This is a genomic window from Luteibacter sp. GL_149 (assembly GCF_057834065.1).
Genome location: NZ_CM174395.1, coordinates 4,059,378 through 4,075,790, shown reverse-complemented (window position 1 = coordinate 4,075,790; position 16,413 = coordinate 4,059,378). Strand labels below are relative to the sequence as shown.

Annotated in this window: 17 protein-coding genes and 1 riboswitch; of the genes, 9 read left to right on the top strand and 8 right to left on the bottom strand. The window is 64.1% G+C overall.

Annotated features, from left to right (window positions below; translation table 11 throughout):
* Nucleotides 1-8 precede the first annotated feature (8 nt).
* Together AC3IR3_RS18000 and AC3IR3_RS17995 are read right to left on the bottom strand one after the other, a co-directional pair.
* Nucleotides 9-446 carry a hypothetical protein gene (locus tag AC3IR3_RS18000; protein ID WP_489194161.1) on the bottom strand — a complete coding sequence of 146 codons (438 nt, stop codon included), beginning with the start codon at nucleotides 444-446 and terminating at the stop codon, nucleotides 9-11.
* Nucleotides 447-601: 155 nt separating this feature from the next.
* Nucleotides 602-1,579: a mitochondrial fission ELM1 family protein gene (locus tag AC3IR3_RS17995; RefSeq protein WP_489194159.1), complete on the bottom strand. Its 978-nt coding sequence runs from the start codon at nucleotides 1,577-1,579 to the stop codon at nucleotides 602-604.
* Nucleotides 1,580-1,724: 145 nt separating this feature from the next.
* On the opposite strand from AC3IR3_RS17995, the gene AC3IR3_RS17990 reads away from it, so the two are divergent.
* From AC3IR3_RS17990 to AC3IR3_RS17965, 6 genes are all read left to right on the top strand, one after another.
* Nucleotides 1,725-2,318, top strand: coding sequence for a malonic semialdehyde reductase (locus AC3IR3_RS17990; protein WP_489194157.1), 594 nt, complete (start codon nucleotides 1,725-1,727; stop codon nucleotides 2,316-2,318).
* 66 nt (nucleotides 2,319-2,384) lie between these two features.
* Entirely contained in the window at nucleotides 2,385-2,987 is a 603-nt protein-coding gene (locus AC3IR3_RS17985; protein WP_489194155.1) for a YceI family protein, read from the top strand.
* A 291-nt stretch (nucleotides 2,988-3,278) separates the two neighbouring features.
* A complete protein-coding gene (locus AC3IR3_RS17980) occupies nucleotides 3,279-3,485 on the top strand; it encodes a zinc-finger domain-containing protein (protein ID WP_132146451.1) in 207 nt (68 codons plus the stop codon).
* 95 nt (nucleotides 3,486-3,580) lie between these two features.
* Nucleotides 3,581-4,678 (top strand): glycosyltransferase, encoded by a 1,098-nt coding sequence (locus tag AC3IR3_RS17975; protein ID WP_489196962.1) that lies wholly within the window; start codon nucleotides 3,581-3,583, stop codon nucleotides 4,676-4,678.
* 228 nt (nucleotides 4,679-4,906) lie between these two features.
* Nucleotides 4,907-6,163 (top strand): O-antigen ligase family protein, encoded by a 1,257-nt coding sequence (locus AC3IR3_RS17970; protein WP_489194153.1) that lies wholly within the window; start codon nucleotides 4,907-4,909, stop codon nucleotides 6,161-6,163.
* On the top strand, nucleotides 6,156-6,902 hold the full coding sequence (locus tag AC3IR3_RS17965) for a glycosyltransferase family 2 protein (protein ID WP_489194151.1): 747 nt from the start codon (nucleotides 6,156-6,158) through the stop codon (nucleotides 6,900-6,902). Before AC3IR3_RS17970 ends, AC3IR3_RS17965 begins: the two co-directional genes overlap by 8 nt.
* On the opposite strand, the gene AC3IR3_RS17960 is transcribed toward AC3IR3_RS17965, so the two are convergent.
* Together AC3IR3_RS17960 and lpxL are read right to left on the bottom strand one after the other, a co-directional pair.
* Nucleotides 6,903-7,820 carry a VirK/YbjX family protein gene (locus AC3IR3_RS17960; RefSeq protein ID WP_489194149.1) on the bottom strand — a complete coding sequence of 306 codons (918 nt, stop codon included), beginning with the start codon at nucleotides 7,818-7,820 and terminating at the stop codon, nucleotides 6,903-6,905.
* A gap of 90 nt (nucleotides 7,821-7,910) precedes the next feature.
* Complete coding sequence (lpxL, locus tag AC3IR3_RS17955; RefSeq protein WP_489194148.1) at nucleotides 7,911-8,837, bottom strand: LpxL/LpxP family Kdo(2)-lipid IV(A) lauroyl/palmitoleoyl acyltransferase; 927 nt, start codon at nucleotides 8,835-8,837, stop codon at nucleotides 7,911-7,913.
* 86 nt (nucleotides 8,838-8,923) lie between these two features.
* Between lpxL and waaA the strand changes: the two genes are divergently transcribed.
* The gene (waaA, locus tag AC3IR3_RS17950) at nucleotides 8,924-10,189 is read left to right on the top strand and encodes a lipid IV(A) 3-deoxy-D-manno-octulosonic acid transferase (RefSeq protein WP_489194146.1); all 1,266 of its coding nucleotides are present in this window, start codon (nucleotides 8,924-8,926) and stop codon (nucleotides 10,187-10,189) included.
* 93 nt (nucleotides 10,190-10,282) lie between these two features.
* Here the strand turns inward: waaA and AC3IR3_RS17945 are convergent, their stop codons facing one another.
* From AC3IR3_RS17945 to AC3IR3_RS17930, 4 genes are all read right to left on the bottom strand, one after another.
* Complete coding sequence (locus AC3IR3_RS17945) at nucleotides 10,283-10,651, bottom strand: hypothetical protein (protein WP_489194144.1); 369 nt, start codon at nucleotides 10,649-10,651, stop codon at nucleotides 10,283-10,285.
* A gap of 229 nt (nucleotides 10,652-10,880) precedes the next feature.
* Nucleotides 10,881-12,236 carry a TolC family outer membrane protein gene (locus AC3IR3_RS17940; protein WP_489194142.1) on the bottom strand — a complete coding sequence of 452 codons (1,356 nt, stop codon included), beginning with the start codon at nucleotides 12,234-12,236 and terminating at the stop codon, nucleotides 10,881-10,883.
* Between the two features lie 37 nt (nucleotides 12,237-12,273).
* The gene (locus AC3IR3_RS17935) at nucleotides 12,274-12,933 is read right to left on the bottom strand and encodes a protein-L-isoaspartate O-methyltransferase family protein (RefSeq protein WP_489194140.1); all 660 of its coding nucleotides are present in this window, start codon (nucleotides 12,931-12,933) and stop codon (nucleotides 12,274-12,276) included.
* Between the two features lie 252 nt (nucleotides 12,934-13,185).
* Entirely contained in the window at nucleotides 13,186-13,518 is a 333-nt protein-coding gene (locus tag AC3IR3_RS17930; protein WP_132146478.1) for a hypothetical protein, read from the bottom strand.
* 96 nt (nucleotides 13,519-13,614) lie between these two features.
* Between AC3IR3_RS17930 and AC3IR3_RS17925 the strand changes: the two genes are divergently transcribed.
* Together AC3IR3_RS17925 and thiC are read left to right on the top strand one after the other, a co-directional pair.
* The gene (locus AC3IR3_RS17925) at nucleotides 13,615-14,277 is read left to right on the top strand and encodes a TetR/AcrR family transcriptional regulator (RefSeq protein WP_489194138.1); all 663 of its coding nucleotides are present in this window, start codon (nucleotides 13,615-13,617) and stop codon (nucleotides 14,275-14,277) included.
* Between the two features lie 48 nt (nucleotides 14,278-14,325).
* Nucleotides 14,326-14,416, top strand: a riboswitch (TPP riboswitch).
* Between the two features lie 66 nt (nucleotides 14,417-14,482).
* Nucleotides 14,483-16,360, top strand: a complete 1,878-nt coding sequence (gene thiC / locus AC3IR3_RS17920) for a phosphomethylpyrimidine synthase ThiC (RefSeq protein WP_489194137.1) — start codon at nucleotides 14,483-14,485, stop codon at nucleotides 16,358-16,360.
* The last annotated feature ends 53 nt before the right edge of the window (nucleotides 16,361-16,413 follow it).

The window sequence follows — 16,413 nt, the reverse complement described above, 5'->3', positions numbered from 1 at the left end:
AGAAGACGTCAACGGGCGGGTTCGACGCAGATGAGGTCGAAGTCCTGGCGGTTCTGCCGATCGGCGGGATAGTCGGGAAGCAGCGTCGTCGACGCGATTCTTACGAGCAACCGATCGGCCATGGTCGCGGCGGTGAACTCGACGACATTCCCGTTGGCCCTCTCCACGTCGTCGAGATCGATTTTCGAAAGGCTGCAGACAGGCGCCCGGGAAAATACGTCCGGTGCGATCCGGAGCGTGTAGGTGGACGGCCGGAAGTCGGCGAAGGCGGTGTCCACTCCTTCGATCCAGTCGGCGCCGCTTTCGACGGCACCGGATGCATCGATGTGTGCGGCGTAGGTGCGATGCGCTGTCTGCGGCATCGACGGTGTAGCCAGTGCGGGTAACGCCGCGGTTGCCAGTATCGCTGCAACGGAAGCTCTGAGACATGAGGAGACAATGGGCATGATGTTTCTCTCGACGTGGACGAAGCGCGGTATTGCGCATTCGCGCGCGGCCGGAAGGCCGCGCACGTCGAAATTACGCAGGGATGCGAACTGGCCGTATCGGCCGTGGCTGATCGTGCTGCGGGTACGTGGCCAGGTGCCTGTAGCCGTTGTGTCTAACGTGAGGTCGCCTCATGCCGGGTCCGAAGGTTCGCTCGCACCGTGGCGGCGATAGCTTCGGTCTCTCTCAGCGTCGGCTGGCTCGCCGACGTGGCCGCGCCCACGTCGTGCAGTCGTCCGCTTGCACGTAGTTCGTCGTGGAACCGCGCGATCCTCGAAGGCAACGTCCCACTGGCCATCGTATGTACCGGCCGCCCCGTCGCGCAGGCTTCCGACAGCATGTTCACCGAATCGGGCGTCACCAGAAACCGGTCGGCCCAGCCGAGCACGCCCGGATAGGGATTCGGACCGTCGCCTTCGTTAGCCCAGATGAAGCCCGGCAATCCGTCGAGCGCTTCGCGCAGTGCGGCGATGGCGTCGGGTGGCGTGCGCCGCGACGCGACGGCCATGACGCTGCCGCCGTCGAGAATGTGTCGTCTGGTGACGGCATCGACGAATCCGGCGATAGTGCGTCCGTCGAATGGCATGCCGCGACGGGGGCCTCCGAGGAGCACGGCCAGACGCGGGCCCTTGAGGTCGGTCAGATAGGCGAACGCTTCGCGTCCGTCGTCGAGCCAGACATCGTCGACCGGATTGAGCGATCCGATCGGCGTGAGTACATTCGGTCCTTCGAGCCCGTCGTGGCGGGGGGCGACCACCATGTCCCAGTGCCCGGGCGAAATATGCGGATCGAGAATCTGTACGGCGAACGTCCGTCCCTCCGAACGGACGCGCAGGCGCCGGGTGAGCAGGGCCGAAGCCCGCCCGCAGCCGATGACGACCGGTGGCCAGGGAGGGGAGAAGCGCGAACCGTCGCGCCGGCAGGCAACGTCCACGCCGGGGAGCATGCGCGGGGCGAACCATGACCAGGGGGCGCGTAAGGCGACGATAAGTTCGCGCACAGGCATGTTCAGCGCTTCGGCCAGCGCCAGCGCCTGGCGCCGGTTGCCCGCCGCGCCGTCGGTGACGACCCAGCATTCGCCTGGAATCGTCACCTTCCGGAACCCTTTCGCAGGGCGATTGTTATCGTATTTCGCACACTACGTTCCCTGGAGCCATGGTTCACGAGGGCATTGTCGCGCTTACACTGTCCGGATGCCGACCGGATCGGCAACGACAGACCAGACCCAAAGGATACCCATGAGTGCTCCGCTGAACGACGCCGCCCTCGACCAGTTGTTCCTGGCCGCCCGCACCTACAACGCGTGGCTGCCGAGGGAAGTGACCGACGAACAACTGCATCGTCTGTACGATCTGGTGAAATTCGGTCCGACCTCCGCCAACTCGTCGCCGATGCGCGTGGTGTTCGTGAAGTCGCAAGAAGCCAAGGCGAAGCTCAAGCCGGCGCTTTCGGACAGCAACAGGGCTAAGACGATGGTGGCTCCGGTCACGGCGATTGTCGCCACGGACTTCGAGTTTTACGAAAAGCTGCCGAAGCTGTTCCCGCACACGGACGCACGGAGCTGGTTCGTCGGCAACGACGCGTCGATCCAGTCCACCGGTTTCCGCAACGGTTCGCTGCAGGGCGCTTACCTGATCGTAGCGGCCCGTGCGCTCGGTCTGGACTGCGGTCCGATGTCCGGTTTCGACAATGAAACCGTGGACAAGGCGTTCTTCGCAGGCACCCAGATCAAGTCCAACTTCCTCGTTAATATCGGCTACGGCGACGCCAGCACGAATCTTTTCGGACGCCTTCCGCGTCTGGATTTCGACGAAGCCGTTACCATCGCCTGATTCCAGGCGGGCGCCTCCCGGCATCCGCCCATCCCTGGCAGTACCCACCCGCAGCTGGAGAAAACCATGCGCGCAATCCGTTACCTCGCTCTCGCCGGTCTGATCGCCGCCGGTTCGGCTCAGGCCGCTCCGGTTACCTACACGCTCGACCCGGGCCACACGATGGTCCTGTTCAGCTGGAACCACTTCGGTTACTCGAACCCGACCGCCAACCTTGGCGGCGTCCAGGGCACGCTGGTTTATGACGCCGCGGCGCCGACCAAGTCGTCCGTCGACGTAACCCTGCCGCTGGCCAGCCTCGACACCCACGTGCCGGCCCTCGACGAGCACCTGAAGAAGCCGGACTTCTTCGACGCCGACAAGTACCCGACCGTCACCTTCAAGAGCACGAAGGTCGTGGCAGCCGGCAAGGACAAGCTGAACGTCACGGGCGACCTGACGGTCCATGGCGTCACCAAGCCGGTCGTCCTCGCCGTGACGGTGAACAAGGTCGGCGAACACCCGATGCTGAAGGCCCCGGCCGCCGGCTTCGACGCCACCGCCACCATCAAGCGTTCCGACTTCGGCGTCGGCGCTTATGTGCCGAACGTTTCCGACGACATCAAGATCCGCATCACGACCGAGGGTCTCGAGTCGGCAGCCTATAAGGCGAAGATGGGCGGTAAGTAAGTTTCAGGGGCTCCCGTAGCCTCAGCTTCAGCCCGCGCCGGCGACGGCGCGGGTTTTTTTTGCCTGGGTAAAGAGCGGGGATGGGGGATGGGAAGTGGGCGCGCGTTTCCGGCGATCGCTTGAGGGGACGGCAAGCGCCCCGCAGGCGCTACATCCGCCGGACAATATCGGGCCCTCGGGCGAGCGCCGGATTTACGCCCCCGCTTCCCATCCCCCATCCCCGCTCTTTCGCCCTTCCAGCCCTGCTAACATCTGCGCCCTGACCGAATCGCTTTCTTCGGAGCACTTTTCATGACTACGACCGACGCGGCCCTGCCGCTGAAACTGGCAAACGCCGAAAATCGTTACGAAGTGACGCGCGCGGATCTGCCGTTGTCCTGCCCGATGCCTGGCATGCATCTGTGGAATTCACACCCGAAGGTGTATCTGCCTATCGAAGACGATGGCGGCGAGTCGGTTTGTTCCTATTGCGGTGCCCGCTACATCCTGCGTGACTGATTCGACGAAAGTCGGCACGTAACCTGCTTGCCGTTTCGGCAGACCATTCCGGATACCCCACCTTGGCCGCCGAAGTTACCCAAAGCCCGAAGGCGATGACGGTCGTTCAGCTGATCCCCGCGCTGCATGCCGGGGGAGCGGAACGCTCGACGCTGGAAATCGCCAGGGCGCTCGTCCAGGCGGGGCATCGCTCGGTCGTGGTGTCGGCTGGCGGACGGCTGGTCGCCCAGCTCGAGGCGGAAGGCAGTCGGCACATCGCCTTGCCGATCGGCCGGAAATCGTTCTCCACCCTGTTTACCGTCGGCAAGCTGCGCCGGGTTCTGCGCGAGCTGAAACCCGATGTCGTCCACGCGCGCTCGCGTCTGCCGGCGTGGATCGGCTGGTGGGCGATGCGCGGGGTGAAGCCGCGTCCGCACTTCGTCACCACCGTGCATGGGCTCAACAGTCCGGGGCATTACAGTGCCGTATTGATGCGTGGGGAGCGGGTCATCGTGGTGTCGCAGACCCTGCGGGACTACGTGCTGCGGCATTACCCGAAACTGGATACGGCGCGCATCGCCGTCGTTCCGCGGGGCATCGACACCGAAGCCTTTCCCTATGGCTATCGTCCCGACGACAGCTGGCAGCAGGCCTTTTTCGAACAGTATCCGCAACTGGCCGGCGCGCCGCTGTTGACGCTGCCCGGCCGTGGCACGCGCCTGAAAGGGCATCGCGATGCCATCGAACTCCTGGCCGACCTCGAACACCGTGCCATCGATGCGCGTCTGCTCCTGCTCGGGGCCGACGAGCCGGGGCGCGAGGCTTATGTTGCGGAACTTCGCGAACTGATCCACGAGCGCGGGCTTGACGATAAGGTCGTCATCTCGCCGACCCGTTCGGACGTGCGCGACGTTTACGCCATGTCCGACCTGATCCTGCAACTGTCGATCCGGCCGGAGTCCTTCGGGCGGACGGTGGTCGAAGCCCTGGCGTTGTGCCGGCCGGTCATGGGCTATGCCCACGGCGGCGTCGGCGAGCTGCTGGCTGAGCTCTATCCGGCAGGCCGGGTGCCGTTGGGCGATCGCGAGAAACTGGTCGAGCGCGCGGCGGAACTGCTGCGCTTCGCGCCGCCAATCCCGCCGCCGCGCAGCTATCGCCTGGTGGATATGCAAACGGCGACGCTGACGCTGTATGGCGAGGTGGTTGGCTCGTAGAACAACTGGCCCGGTGTTGCGTGTGTAGGAGCCCGCTTGCGGGCGAAGGCCAACGAAGCGGCGATGCCATGCGTGACATCCGCAGCCCACAGAACGGGCTCGCGGATGTGAGCCTCCATTTTCCTCACCCTGTTGGATTTCGCCCGTAAGCGGGCTCCTACGATCCGCGCTTACCGACGCCTCGCAAGCGCCCGTCTATAATCGGGCCTTCTCTGCACCGGTCATCCCATGTCGCTGAAAGCTGCGCTCCGCTCGCCCCTTCTGCCGATCTGGCTGGTGCCGGCGCTCCTGCCCTTCGGCCGTAGCGCCGAGCTGGGTGTGTTTCTTGCGCTGGTGGGTGCCGTTCTGCTGCTGGTGCGCGAGCCGCGTGCGTTGGAAACCCACGCCGGTGCCCGGCTATTCCTCTGGCTGTTCGGGGCATATGTTGTCGCCGCGCTTGTCTCGGCGGTCGATGCCGTGGCGCCGGGCCGCAGCTGGAGCACCGTGGCGGGCCTGCTGCGCTTTGCGCCGCTAGGTATCTACACATGTTTCGCTATGCGGCGACCGTCCAAAGTGCAGGCGCTGTATGTCGCCACGGCCGCCGTGGTCGCGCTGTGGGTACTGGACGCGTGGGTGCAGGCGTTGACGGGCTGGGGGCTGCGCGGTCTGTCCAATGCCGAGCGCCTGTCCGGGCTGTTCGGTGCCGAGAACCTGAAGCTCGGTCCCGCGCTGGCGGCGTGCGCGCCATTCCTGTTGTGGGCCGCTCGCGAACGCTGGGGCTGGCGCGGTCTTGTCGCTACTTACCTGCTGACCCTGGGCCCGGTGTTGCTCGCAGGTTCGCGCGCCGCATGGCTTTGTTACGGACTGGTCGGCGTTGCGTTCCTATGGCGCGAGAGTCGCACACCACTGCGTTTCCTGGCGTTCTGTGCCGGCGGCTGCGTGACCCTGTTTCTGGCCGGGGCGCTCGCCTGGCAGGTGTCGCCTCGCATCCACGAGCGCATCGAACGCACACTGGTGGTCGCGCAGGGTTCGACCGCGTCTCTCGATGCCGCGTTGACCGGGCGTCTCGATATCTGGCGAACCAGCCTGCGCATGTTTGCGGATCACCCCATCAACGGTGTCGGCGTGCGCTCGTTCCGCTATGCCTATCCGTCCTATACGACGGCGAACGATCATTTCGTCACGGCCGAAAAATGCAGCGAGGGCGAGGGCGCGTGTCACGCCCATCAGGTGATCCTCGAGGTAGCGACGGAAACCGGCGTTATCGGTCTGGCGTGCTGGCTGGCCGCTGTGGTCATGGCATGGCGCGCATGGCGACGCGTTGGCTACGCCGGGCGTGAGCGCGCTTTCCCGGCAACCGTCGCGCTGGCGTCCATATTGTTCCCGCTCAATACGCACATGGCGTTCTATTCCGCGTGGTGGGGATTGCTGTTCTGGTGGTTGCTGGCGGTGTGGTGCGCGGCGCTCTATGCCGATGTGCCGGATGCGGAGCCCGCGGATGCGTGAGCTGCTGTCCGTTGTCGTGACGACGTTCGATAACGAGGACACGCTGGACGCGTGTCTTGCGTCGGTACGTTGGGCGGACGAGATCGTGGTACTGGATTCGGGGTCTACCGACCGTACGCTTGCCATCGCCGACTCGTACGGTGCCAGGGTCCGGGTGCAGCCCTTCGCGGGATACAGTGCGCAGAAGCAGGCGGCTATCGATCTGGCGAGTCATCGCTGGGTGCTGTTGCTGGATTCGGACGAAGCGCTTCCCGCGGTTGCCGTCGAGGCGATCCAGCAGGCACTGGCCAACCCTGCCGTGGCCGGGTTCGAGCTGTGGCGTCGCGAATGGGTTTTCTGGCGCTGGCAGGCCGGACGGACGCGCCTGAATCACTATGTGCGCCTGTTCGATCGCACTCACGCGCGCATGAGTGGCCACGAAGTGCACGAAAGCGTGGTGGTCGACGGGCCCGTCGCGCAGCTGGACGCCACCATCGACCATTACGGCGAACGCGATATTGCCGGCCGCGTCGAGAAAGCCAACCGCTACTCCACACTTCAGGTCGATGACCGCCACACCCGTACGCCCCGTTTCCTCAGGCTGCGCATGGTGTTTTATCCCACCGTCGCGTTCATTCGTTACTACCTGCTGCGCGGTCACTATCGCGCAGGCTGGGCGGGCTTCGTCGCCGCCCGGGTGCATGCGTTCTACGCGTTCCTGAAGTACGCGAAGTTGTACGAGCGCCGGCGTCGCGGCTGATCAGGCGGCCATCGGCACGTCGCGGACGGCATGCTCGAAAGCCATGGCCATCACGGCGCACGCCTGGCGACGCAAGGCCTCTCGCTTGCGGAACGCACTGCGATGTTTGCTTTCTACATCGAGTTCCGAACGTACCGGCTCGAAAGGCGGCAGGTCGAACAGGCCGTCGTCCGAAAGAATCCCGTCATTCTCGGACCAGAACCCGTCGTAGTCGGCCTTGATCTTGTTCGCGATGCCGGCGAACGGATGCACCGTGTTGCCCACGGCGCGGATGCGTTCGATGCCGAATCCTTCGGCGAGCGCATAGATCAGCGACAGCAGCAGGTTCTTCGGACGCAGGCCGTGGCACTGCTTCGTCAGATCGCGGATAACCTCGCGCCCCGCACCCGCTGCGGCGCCCTGAATGCATCCGATCAGCAGTGTGCTTCCGTCGTCCGCGATGGTCACGGTGGCGAAGGACAGCTGCAGGCCGTTTTCGTCGAACAGGTAAATAGATAGCTCGCCCTCGCGTCCACGCAGCGCTGGCGCTTTGAGTACGATCCGGAGCGCTCCGCCATCGCGCAGGGCGATGGCGCCGATGTCCACGGTACGGCGCAGATAGATGGCGTCGAACAGTTCCCGCGGAAAGTGCTGGACGGCGAAGGCGTAGTGATCGCTCAGGATCGCCAGCCTGCGACGGGTGCGTAGGCTGCGGCTGATGAATCGATGCTGGTAGCGCTCGACCAGCGTCGGGTCCGCGACAGCGACGCCGGCCATGCCGGGCGTTTCTTCGAGGAAAGCCAGCCAGCGGCCATGGGGCTTCCAGGCGCGCAGGCAGCGGGCGGCATATTTGACAGCAGCTTCCGCGCCGCGCAGGCGGGTGCTGTGCCACTGGCTTCTGCCACGTAGCGAGCGGATGAAGCGGGAGAGCGACAGCATTGGAAGATCCGTCAACCAAATGGGGATACGAACGTTTTACGCGCCGATGTTTTCATGAAGCTTTCTTTAGAAAGCTGTCTCGACACCGATTCAGTAAACGGACGGCTCGCCGGGCGGTCGCGTTTTGAAGCGCTTATGCACCCACAGATATTGTTCCGGGGCTTCCCGCACCATCTGCTCGATGGCGGCATTGACGCGGGCGGTATCGATCGCGGCGTCCGTGCCCGGGAAATCTTCCAGCGGGGCACCGAGCCGCAGCACGTAGCCGCCGGTACCGGGCAGGCGACGATGGAAGAAAGGGATGACGGCCGCGCCGGACAGGCGCGCGAAGTGATGCGTGGCGGTGATCGTCGCGGCCGGCACGCCGAAGAACGGGACGAAGACGTTGTCCTTGCTGCGCATGTCCTGGTCGGGCGCGTACCAGAGCGTGCCGCCGGCCCGCAGGTACTTCACGGTGCCGCGCAGGTCGTCCTTGTCGAACATGGCGTCGGCGTAACCCAGGCGGGCACGCAATACCGTCCACTCGAACACGTCCGAATCCATCCTGCGATACATGCCCGCGATGCGGATGCGCTGGGAGACCAGTCGCGCACACAGTTCCAGATGCGAGAAATGGCCGCCGACCAGAAGCACGCCGCGGCCAGCGGCGCGTGCGGCTTCCAGGTGTTCCAGGCCTTCGATCGTCACGGGCACCTTCGCGATGGCGCGATCCGTCCCCAGCCAACCCAGTGCGAACTCCACGAGCATCATGCCCACGTCGCGCAGGTTCGCCGTGACCAGGGCTTTCTGTTCCCCGGGACTGAGTTCGGGAAAGCACAGGCCGATGTTGATAGCGGCGATGCGACGGCGCCCGGAGTTCAGGTGCAGGGCGAGGCCACCGGCCATACGGCCGAGTCCCAGCAGCGCACGAAAGGGCAGGTGGGCGATAAGCCAGATGACACCTACACCGATCCACGCCGCCCAGTGACGGGGCGCGAGCAGGCGGCGATCGAACGTGGGGCGTGGGGTACCGGGCATGACCTGCCATTGTAACGTGCCGCGTTCGGGCGGGTACGGTTCGCCCCGCGGGCTATAATCCATGGCTTCCGACGCGGAACCTCCTCTTGCGCCTTCTGTACAACCTCGCCATGTACCTGTTCACGCCGCTGGTCATGCTGCGGCTGATGGCGCGTGGCATGCGTTACGGCGACTATCACCTGCGCTGGCGCGAGCGCTTCGGCACGTTCTCGGCGCCCCGGTTGAATGGCTGTCTGTGGGTGCATGCGGTATCGGTGGGCGAGGTCAATGCGGCCGAGCCCCTGGTAAAGGCCTTGATGGTGGCCTACCCGCAGGCGCCGCTGCTGGTGACGACCGTGACGCCTACCGGATCCGAACGTGTGCGTCAGCTTTTCGGCGATTCGGTTTACAGCGTCTACCTTCCGTACGACCTGCCTTTCGCGGTCCGGCGCTTCCTGCGTAGCGTGCGTCCGCGACTTGCCATTATCGTCGAAACCGAGATATGGCCGAATCTCTATTTCGCTTGTCGCCGGCATGGCATCCCCCTGCTTATCGCCAACGCGCGCTTGTCCGAACGATCCCTGCGCGGCTACGCGCGCATGCGTTCGCTGGTGCGCAAGGCGTTGCGCTGCGTGAGCCATATCGCCGCCCAGTCCCGTACCGATGCCGCCCGCTACCGGTTGCTGGGTGCCGAACCCAGCCAACTCACCGTATGCGGCAACCTGAAGTTCGACATGCCGGTTCCCTGCGATGCCCTCGCCGATGGCACGACGATGCGTGCGACCTGGGGCGCGGGACGGCCTGTCTGGATCGCGGCCAGTACGCACGAGGGCGAGGAACTGGCGGTGTTGCAAGCGCATCTGGAAGTGCTCCGGCGCATCCCCGATGCGTTGCTGCTGATTGCTCCGCGACATCCGGAGCGGTTCCGCGCGGTCGAGGCGTCCATACGCAGCCTGGGCTTCCAGACAGGAACCCGTAGTGGCGACGGCGTGCCGTCGTTGCACACCCAATGTTTCGTCATTGATGCCATGGGCGAGCTTCTTCGTTTCTTCGCGGCGTCGGATGTCGCCTTCGTCGGCGGCAGTCTGGTGCCCATCGGCGGACACAACGTGCTGGAACCCGCTGCGCTGGGCAAGCCGGTCCTGGTCGGGCCGAATACGTTCAATTTCGAAGAAATCACTCAGGCGCTACTGGATGCCGGTGGCGGCGAGCGTGTCGCTACGCCCGAATCGCTCGGTGAGGACGTGCTTCGTTTGTTGCGCGACGAGGTCCGTCGAAAAAGCATGGGCGAGGCCGCGCGTAAGGTGTTCGACAGCGAGCGTGGTTCTGTCGAGCGCGTGATGAAACTCGTGGATAACCTGCTGCAGGAATAAGCCTGACCCTATGCCGCAGCGGGGATCGAAAGATCCCCGCTGCGGTTTGCGGTTGCCTGCGCCGAATAAGGAGCCGGGTGCGGAGGAAGATAGTCAGGGAGTGCGGGTTTCGCACGTCACGGTCCCGTTTGCACGCACTGGTCGAACGCCGCCGAAAGTCGCGAAGTACGCAATGCTTATGTTGGTAACGGTACCGTTGGCAGCCACGCACTCGTCGGAGACACGCTGTTGCATGTCGAGGAAGGCTCCGGTTGTCGAATCGCCACGGCCCTGCAGCCGATAGGTAAATGCGTTCGTAATGGCGTTGGCGTTGCCACCGGAGAAGCCGTCGCTGTTGTCGGAGAAATTGCTGTTCCCACCGTTGCCGCCCGATACGCCATCCTGGCCATGGGTGGCTGCGCTGGCAGTTCCCGCGAACGCGAGCGCCAGACACGTGGTGGCGATAAGCGAAATCTTCTTCATGATGTCTCCAGGGGATAAGTGAAGGGGTACCGTAAGGACGAGCCCTTAAGGTGCCGTCAGTCTCTTTCCTTTGCCGGAGGGGCGGCATCGTCGAAGCAGGCTTTCGTGCGTAGGCGGGGTACTCGTTTCGCCATGCGAATAGGGCAGGACCGCGGTGGGTGGATGCCGTCGATCTCAAGCAAAAAAAACGGCGCTTACGCGCCGTTTTTTTTGCTATGACTTGCGGGCTCTATTGAAGCAGCGAGTTGATCGCTTCCAGATCCTTGATATCCACCGAACCGGCGTTCTGCTTCAGCAGCAGCTTGTCGAGGATGAACTGGTGGCGGGCCTGCGAGTAGTTGCTCAGCGACTGCGTGAGGTTCTGCTGCGCGATCAGCACGTCGACGATGGTTCGCGTACCGACTTCAAAGCCAGCCTGCGTGGCATCGCGTGCGCTTTCGGCGGATTCGACGGCGGCCTTCGTGGCTTCGACCTTGCTGATACCGGCGACCACGGAGCGGAAATAGTTCAGCGTGTTGCGAACCACCTGGCGGCGGGTCGATTCCAGCGAGTCCTGCGCCGAATCGCGGTCGTAGATCGACTGACGGACGCGCGACTGGGTGGCGCCACCGGAGAAGATCGGCACCGAGAGGGTCAGGCCGACGGTCGTCTGTCCGCGTCCGTTGGAGGCCCGCGCGACGGAGCTCAGGCCGCCGTTCTCGTTCCAGGTGCTCGACTTGCCGTACTGGGCGGTGGCATCGATGGTCGGCAGATGACCCGCGCGCGCGGCGCTGATGCTGTGCTCGGCCGATTCGACGCTGAACTGGGATGCCAGGATCGTCGGGTTGTGCTGGACCGCCTGGTCCACCCATGCCTTCGCGTCGTTCGGTGCCGGGGCGTCCATCGGCAACTGCTCGCGCAGCTTCTTCAGGTTGTCGGCTGGCTTGCCGGTGATTTGCGTCAGCGCTTCGCGGGCATCCGAAAGGGTGTTCTCGGCCGTGATGACGGAGGCGACCGCCGAGTCGTGCTGCGCTTTCGCGTCCTGCACGTCGGTGATGGCGGACAGGCCTACGTCGAAGCGCTGCTGGGCCTGCTCGAGCTGCCGGGCCAGCGCCTGCTCGTTCGCCTTGGCGAACGTGAGTGCATCGTCATTGGTCAGCACGTTGAAGTACGCCGTGGCGACACGGGTCGACAGCTGCTGTACCGCTGCTTCGTACGTCGCCGTCTGTGCATCCGCCGTCGAATGAGCCGCCTTGAGGTTGGCGTATTTGCTGAAGTCGAGGACGCTCTGCGACACCGTTGCGTTGAGGCTGCGGTTGCGCGAGTTACCGGTGTCCGGCGTCACGATGTTGCCCGCGGCATCGGTGCTCGGCGTGGGCCCGGCTATCTGGGTCTGGTTCAGCGACAGCTGGGCGGTGACCTGGGGAAGCAGCAACGCGCGCGACTGCACGACGTTTTCGCCAACGGACAGACGGGTGGAATCGGCCTGCGACAGCACCGGATCGTTTGCCCGGGCCTGACGGTAGGCGTCCAGCAGATCTTCCGCGTGAACCAGCATCGGGCTCGCGGCCAGTGCCAGCGCGACGGTAAGGAGCTTCAAACGCATGGGGTCGCCTCGTGAATGGTGTAGGGAAATCGTGGGGTCAAAGCACGAAGCGCTTCACCGGCGCAGCATGCGCCAGATAGGGAAGGTCCGTTTCAAAGAGCGACTCCTCGCGATAGCGGCCATCACCCTCGTGGGTGAGGAGAACCGCCGTCTGCGCGGGAGAATCGCCACGTACGACAAACATCCGGCCACCGACCTTCAGCCAGCGGACAAATTTTTCAGGAACGGTGTGCACTGCGCCCGTGACGACGATGGCATCGAAAACGGCGTTCGGCGTGTAACCGTTGACGGCTTCGGCGACGTCGAAGCGAACATTCGCGAAGCCGGCACGGCCAAGGCGCTCGCGTGCCGTTTCGACGAAGTCCGCGTGCATGTCGATCGTGGTCACGCGCTGCGACAGGTGCGCCATGCAGGCGGTGAGGAAGCCCGAGCCCGTGCCGATCTCCAGCACGTCGTCGGTCGGCTGCAGTTCCAGGGCCTGGAGTACGCGGCCTTCGACGACCGGCTTCATCATCACTTCGCCGTGGCCCAGCGGAAGGGTGAGGTCCGCGAACGCCATATTGCGATGTCCGGCAGCCACGTAGTCTTCGCGGCGCACGTGGGACAGCGCGTCGAGCACGCGGAAATCCAGTACTTCCCACGGACGAACCTGGTTTTCCACCATGTTCTGCCGTGCCTGCTCGAAATTCATCGCCATGATGTCGGTGCCTTGCGAAATCGGAAAAAAGGGCTGAAAGGATAAGCGCTTAGGGCACGAGTTCCTATAGATAAGGCTGCGGCCTGCAACACTCCCGACGAAGTGCCGGAAGTCATCGGAGCAACCTGACGGAAGTCATGCCCGTACTCATGGGGCGGTCCGATTGGTGCGTCAGACACCTGAACGGAGTTGTAGGACGAAACGCCGACCTATGGAAGCGGCCCGTGAACGCCCCCACCAATGATAAGGTAATCAGGCACTCAGCCGGACCCGTCCGGCTATGCCGGTCACTGCCCCAGGCAACCGGTCGAGCGCTTCGTAAACACTTGTGTACAGCGCACCGTCCAGGCGGCGCAACCGACCGATAAGCGAGGGCTCGCCGCGGGATTCGCCCGCGATACAGAGCCACGCTATCCACCTTGCCAGGCGGCCGCGCTCGAAAGCGGCCAGTCCGCTGAGGCTGGACCGCGCTGTGAAGGCATGGCGGCGGGCTCCCGCTCCGGTCTGCTCGATCCAAGCCGACAGCGCGCGTTGCGACTGGCGGTAGGCCGGGCTCAAGGTCAGTTCCGAAGTGGTGTTTGACATAGTAAATAGGTCGCCAGGCTGTTTGGCTGGTGTTATGGAAATAACTAAACCGACGCGTATAATAAAACCATGTTTCCTGTTTGTGAAGGTGCGACCATGAACGCCAGCCCGAAAGTGAAGACCCAGGGTCCGGGGCGTCCAAAGGATATGGAGAAGCGCGCGGCCATTCTCGAAGCCGCCAAGGCGCTTTTCACGCAGGGCGGCTTCGCCGGTACCAGCATGGATGCCGTGGCCGCGGCAGCTAGTGTCTCGAAACTCACCGTCTATAGTCACTTCGGCGACAAGGACAACCTGTTCCGCGAGGTGATCCGTTCGCACGTGCAGGATCGCCTGCCCGACGATCTGTTCTCCGCGCCGCCGGGCACCGACATCCGGGCCACGCTCACCAGCATCGCGCGCCGCCATTCCGCGATGGAGACGAATTCCGAGTCGGTGGGTACCTTCCGCGCCATCCTTTCCGACTGCCAGCAGGGTGGTAATCCGCGCTTCGGGCGTCTGCTGTGGGAAGAGGGTCCGGCTCGCATGCATGCGCTATTGCAGCGGCTCATCCAGGGCGCCGTCGAAGCCGGGCAACTGGAGATCGCCGACGTTCCTCGCGCAACCACGCAGTTCCTCTCCCTTTTGAAGGGCGATCTGGTGCTGCGCCGTCTGTTCGGTTGCGAGGACTGCGTGGTTCAGTTCGCCGATGAGGTGACCTCCAACGCCATGGCCGCCGTCGATATGTTCCTGCGGGCATACGCACCTCGCGACGGCGCTTAAGCGTTTCCCTTGGCCCTCGCTTACGCACCCCGCTTCGTGCTTGAATAGCCGTTGAAGCGGGGGTGCCTACCAAGGCTGAGAGAGTCCCTTCGAACCTGATCCGGTTAGCACCGGTGTAGGGAGCTTCGTCCACGGCCCGCGCCCTAGCGGTAAGGCCGTGCGCGGTGCCGTCGCTTCGTCTACTCCCCCCAGAGGACGCAAGCCGATGAATGCCATGCCTTCCGATCTCGCGCGTGCCGCGCAGGAACTCTCCGAAGCCGTCACCCGCCCGATGCCGGGCTCCCGCAAGATCCATGTCCAGGGCAGCCGCCCGGACCTACGTGTGCCATTGCGCGAGATCGTGCAGGCCCAGACCCCGACGCTGTTCGGCGGCGAGGAAAATCCCCCGATCACCGTTTACGACACGTCCGGTCCGTATACCGATCCGGACTACGCCGTCGATCTGGCCGTGGGCCTGCCCCCGCTGCGTGCCGCCTGGATCGCCGAGCGTGGCGACGTCGAGCGCCTTGACGGCCTGAGCTCCGAATTCGGCCGCGCCCGTGCCGTCGATCCGAAGCTGGCGGCCTTCCGTTTCACCGGTCTGCGCGCGCCCCTGCGTGCGAAGGCTGGCGCCAACGTCACGCAGATGCACTATGCGCGGCGCGGCATCGTCACGCCGGAGATGGAATACATCGCCCTCCGTGAAAACCAGCGCATCGAAGCGTTGCGCGACAGTACGCTGCGCAACCAGCACCCTGGCGAATCCTTCGGTGCGGCGCTGCCGAAGCTGATTACACCCGAGTTCGTGCGCGACGAAGTCGCCCGCGGCCGCGCCATCATTCCCGCCAACATCAACCACCCGGAAGCGGAGCCGATGATCATCGGCCGCAACTTCCTTACCAAGATCAACGCGAACATCGGCAACAGCGCCGTGAGTTCGGGTATCGCCGAGGAGGTGGAAAAACTGGTGTGGTCGATCCGCTGGGGTGCCGATAACGTCATGGATCTGTCGACCGGCAAGCACATCCATGAAACGCGCGAATGGATCATCCGCAACTCGCCGGTTCCGATCGGGACAGTGCCCATCTATCAGGCGCTGGAAAAAGTCGACGGCGTGGCTGAAGACCTCACCTGGGAGATTTTCCGCGACACGCTTATCGAACAGGCGGAACAGGGCGTCGACTACTTCACGATCCACGCCGGCGTACTCCTGCGTTTCGTGCCGCTGACCGCAAAACGCGTCACGGGCATCGTTTCGCGCGGCGGTTCGATCATGGCGAAGTGGTGCCTCGCGCATCACCGCGAAAACTTCCTCTACACGCACTTCGAAGACATCTGCGAGATCATGAAGGCATACGACGTGTCCTTCAGTCTTGGCGACGGCCTGCGTCCCGGCTGCATTGCCGACGCGAACGACGCCGCGCAGTTCGGCGAACTCGATACGCTTGGCGAGTTGACGCAGATCGCATGGAAGCACGACGTGCAGGTGATGATCGAGGGGCCGGGGCATGTCCCGATGCATCTCATCAAGGAGAACATGGACCGGCAGCTCGAGAAGTGCCACGAAGCGCCGTTCTACACTCTCGGGCCGCTGACGACCGATATCGCTCCCGGCTACGACCACATCACCAGCGCGATCGGCGCGGCGATGATCGGTTGGTTCGGCACGGCGATGCTCTGCTACGTCACGCCGAAGGAACACCTTGGCCTGCCGAACAAGCAGGATGTTCGCGACGGCATCATCGCTTACAAAATCGCCGCCCATGCCGCGGACCTGGCCAAAGGCCACCCCGGTGCACAGGTACGGGACAACGCGCTGTCCAAAGCCCGCTTCGAGTTCCGTTGGGAAGATCAGTTCAACCTGGGCCTCGATCCGGATAAGGCACGCGAATTCCATGACGAAACGATGCCGAAAGACGCGCACAAGTCGGCGCATTTCTGTTCGATGTGCGGACCGAAATTCTGTTCGATGAAGATCACGCAGGACGTCCGCGACTACGCCGCCGAACACGGCACGGAAGCATTCGAGGCCATCGACGAAGGCATGGCGGAGAAATCGGCAGAGTTCCGCGCGATGGGCTCGGAGGTTTATCGCAAAGCCTAGCCGCATCCGGCTCTGTTCTCCGTGGGAACGTGCAGCTGTGTTCCCACGGAAAT

Excerpts from the sequence above, each read along its gene's own strand:
- AC3IR3_RS18000 (WP_489194161.1), bottom strand. The coding sequence starts at position 446 with ATGCCCATTGTCTCCTCATGTCTCAGAGCTTCCGTTGCAGCGATACTG.
- AC3IR3_RS17990 (WP_489194157.1), top strand. The coding sequence starts at position 1,725 with ATGAGTGCTCCGCTGAACGACGCCGCCCTCGACCAGTTGTTCCTGGCC.
- AC3IR3_RS17985 (WP_489194155.1), top strand. The coding sequence starts at position 2,385 with ATGCGCGCAATCCGTTACCTCGCTCTCGCCGGTCTGATCGCCGCCGGT.
- AC3IR3_RS17980 (WP_132146451.1), top strand. The coding sequence starts at position 3,279 with ATGACTACGACCGACGCGGCCCTGCCGCTGAAACTGGCAAACGCCGAA.
- AC3IR3_RS17975 (WP_489196962.1), top strand. The coding sequence starts at position 3,581 with ATGACGGTCGTTCAGCTGATCCCCGCGCTGCATGCCGGGGGAGCGGAA.
- AC3IR3_RS17970 (WP_489194153.1), top strand. The coding sequence starts at position 4,907 with ATGTCGCTGAAAGCTGCGCTCCGCTCGCCCCTTCTGCCGATCTGGCTG.
- AC3IR3_RS17965 (WP_489194151.1), top strand. The coding sequence starts at position 6,156 with ATGCGTGAGCTGCTGTCCGTTGTCGTGACGACGTTCGATAACGAGGAC.
- AC3IR3_RS17960 (WP_489194149.1), bottom strand. The coding sequence starts at position 7,820 with ATGCTGTCGCTCTCCCGCTTCATCCGCTCGCTACGTGGCAGAAGCCAG.
- lpxL (WP_489194148.1), bottom strand. The coding sequence starts at position 8,837 with ATGCCCGGTACCCCACGCCCCACGTTCGATCGCCGCCTGCTCGCGCCC.
- AC3IR3_RS17945 (WP_489194144.1), bottom strand. The coding sequence starts at position 10,651 with ATGAAGAAGATTTCGCTTATCGCCACCACGTGTCTGGCGCTCGCGTTC.
- AC3IR3_RS17940 (WP_489194142.1), bottom strand. The coding sequence starts at position 12,236 with ATGCGTTTGAAGCTCCTTACCGTCGCGCTGGCACTGGCCGCGAGCCCG.
- AC3IR3_RS17935 (WP_489194140.1), bottom strand. The coding sequence starts at position 12,933 with ATGGCGATGAATTTCGAGCAGGCACGGCAGAACATGGTGGAAAACCAG.
- AC3IR3_RS17930 (WP_132146478.1), bottom strand. The coding sequence starts at position 13,518 with ATGTCAAACACCACTTCGGAACTGACCTTGAGCCCGGCCTACCGCCAG.
- AC3IR3_RS17925 (WP_489194138.1), top strand. The coding sequence starts at position 13,615 with ATGAACGCCAGCCCGAAAGTGAAGACCCAGGGTCCGGGGCGTCCAAAG.
- thiC (WP_489194137.1), top strand. The coding sequence starts at position 14,483 with ATGAATGCCATGCCTTCCGATCTCGCGCGTGCCGCGCAGGAACTCTCC.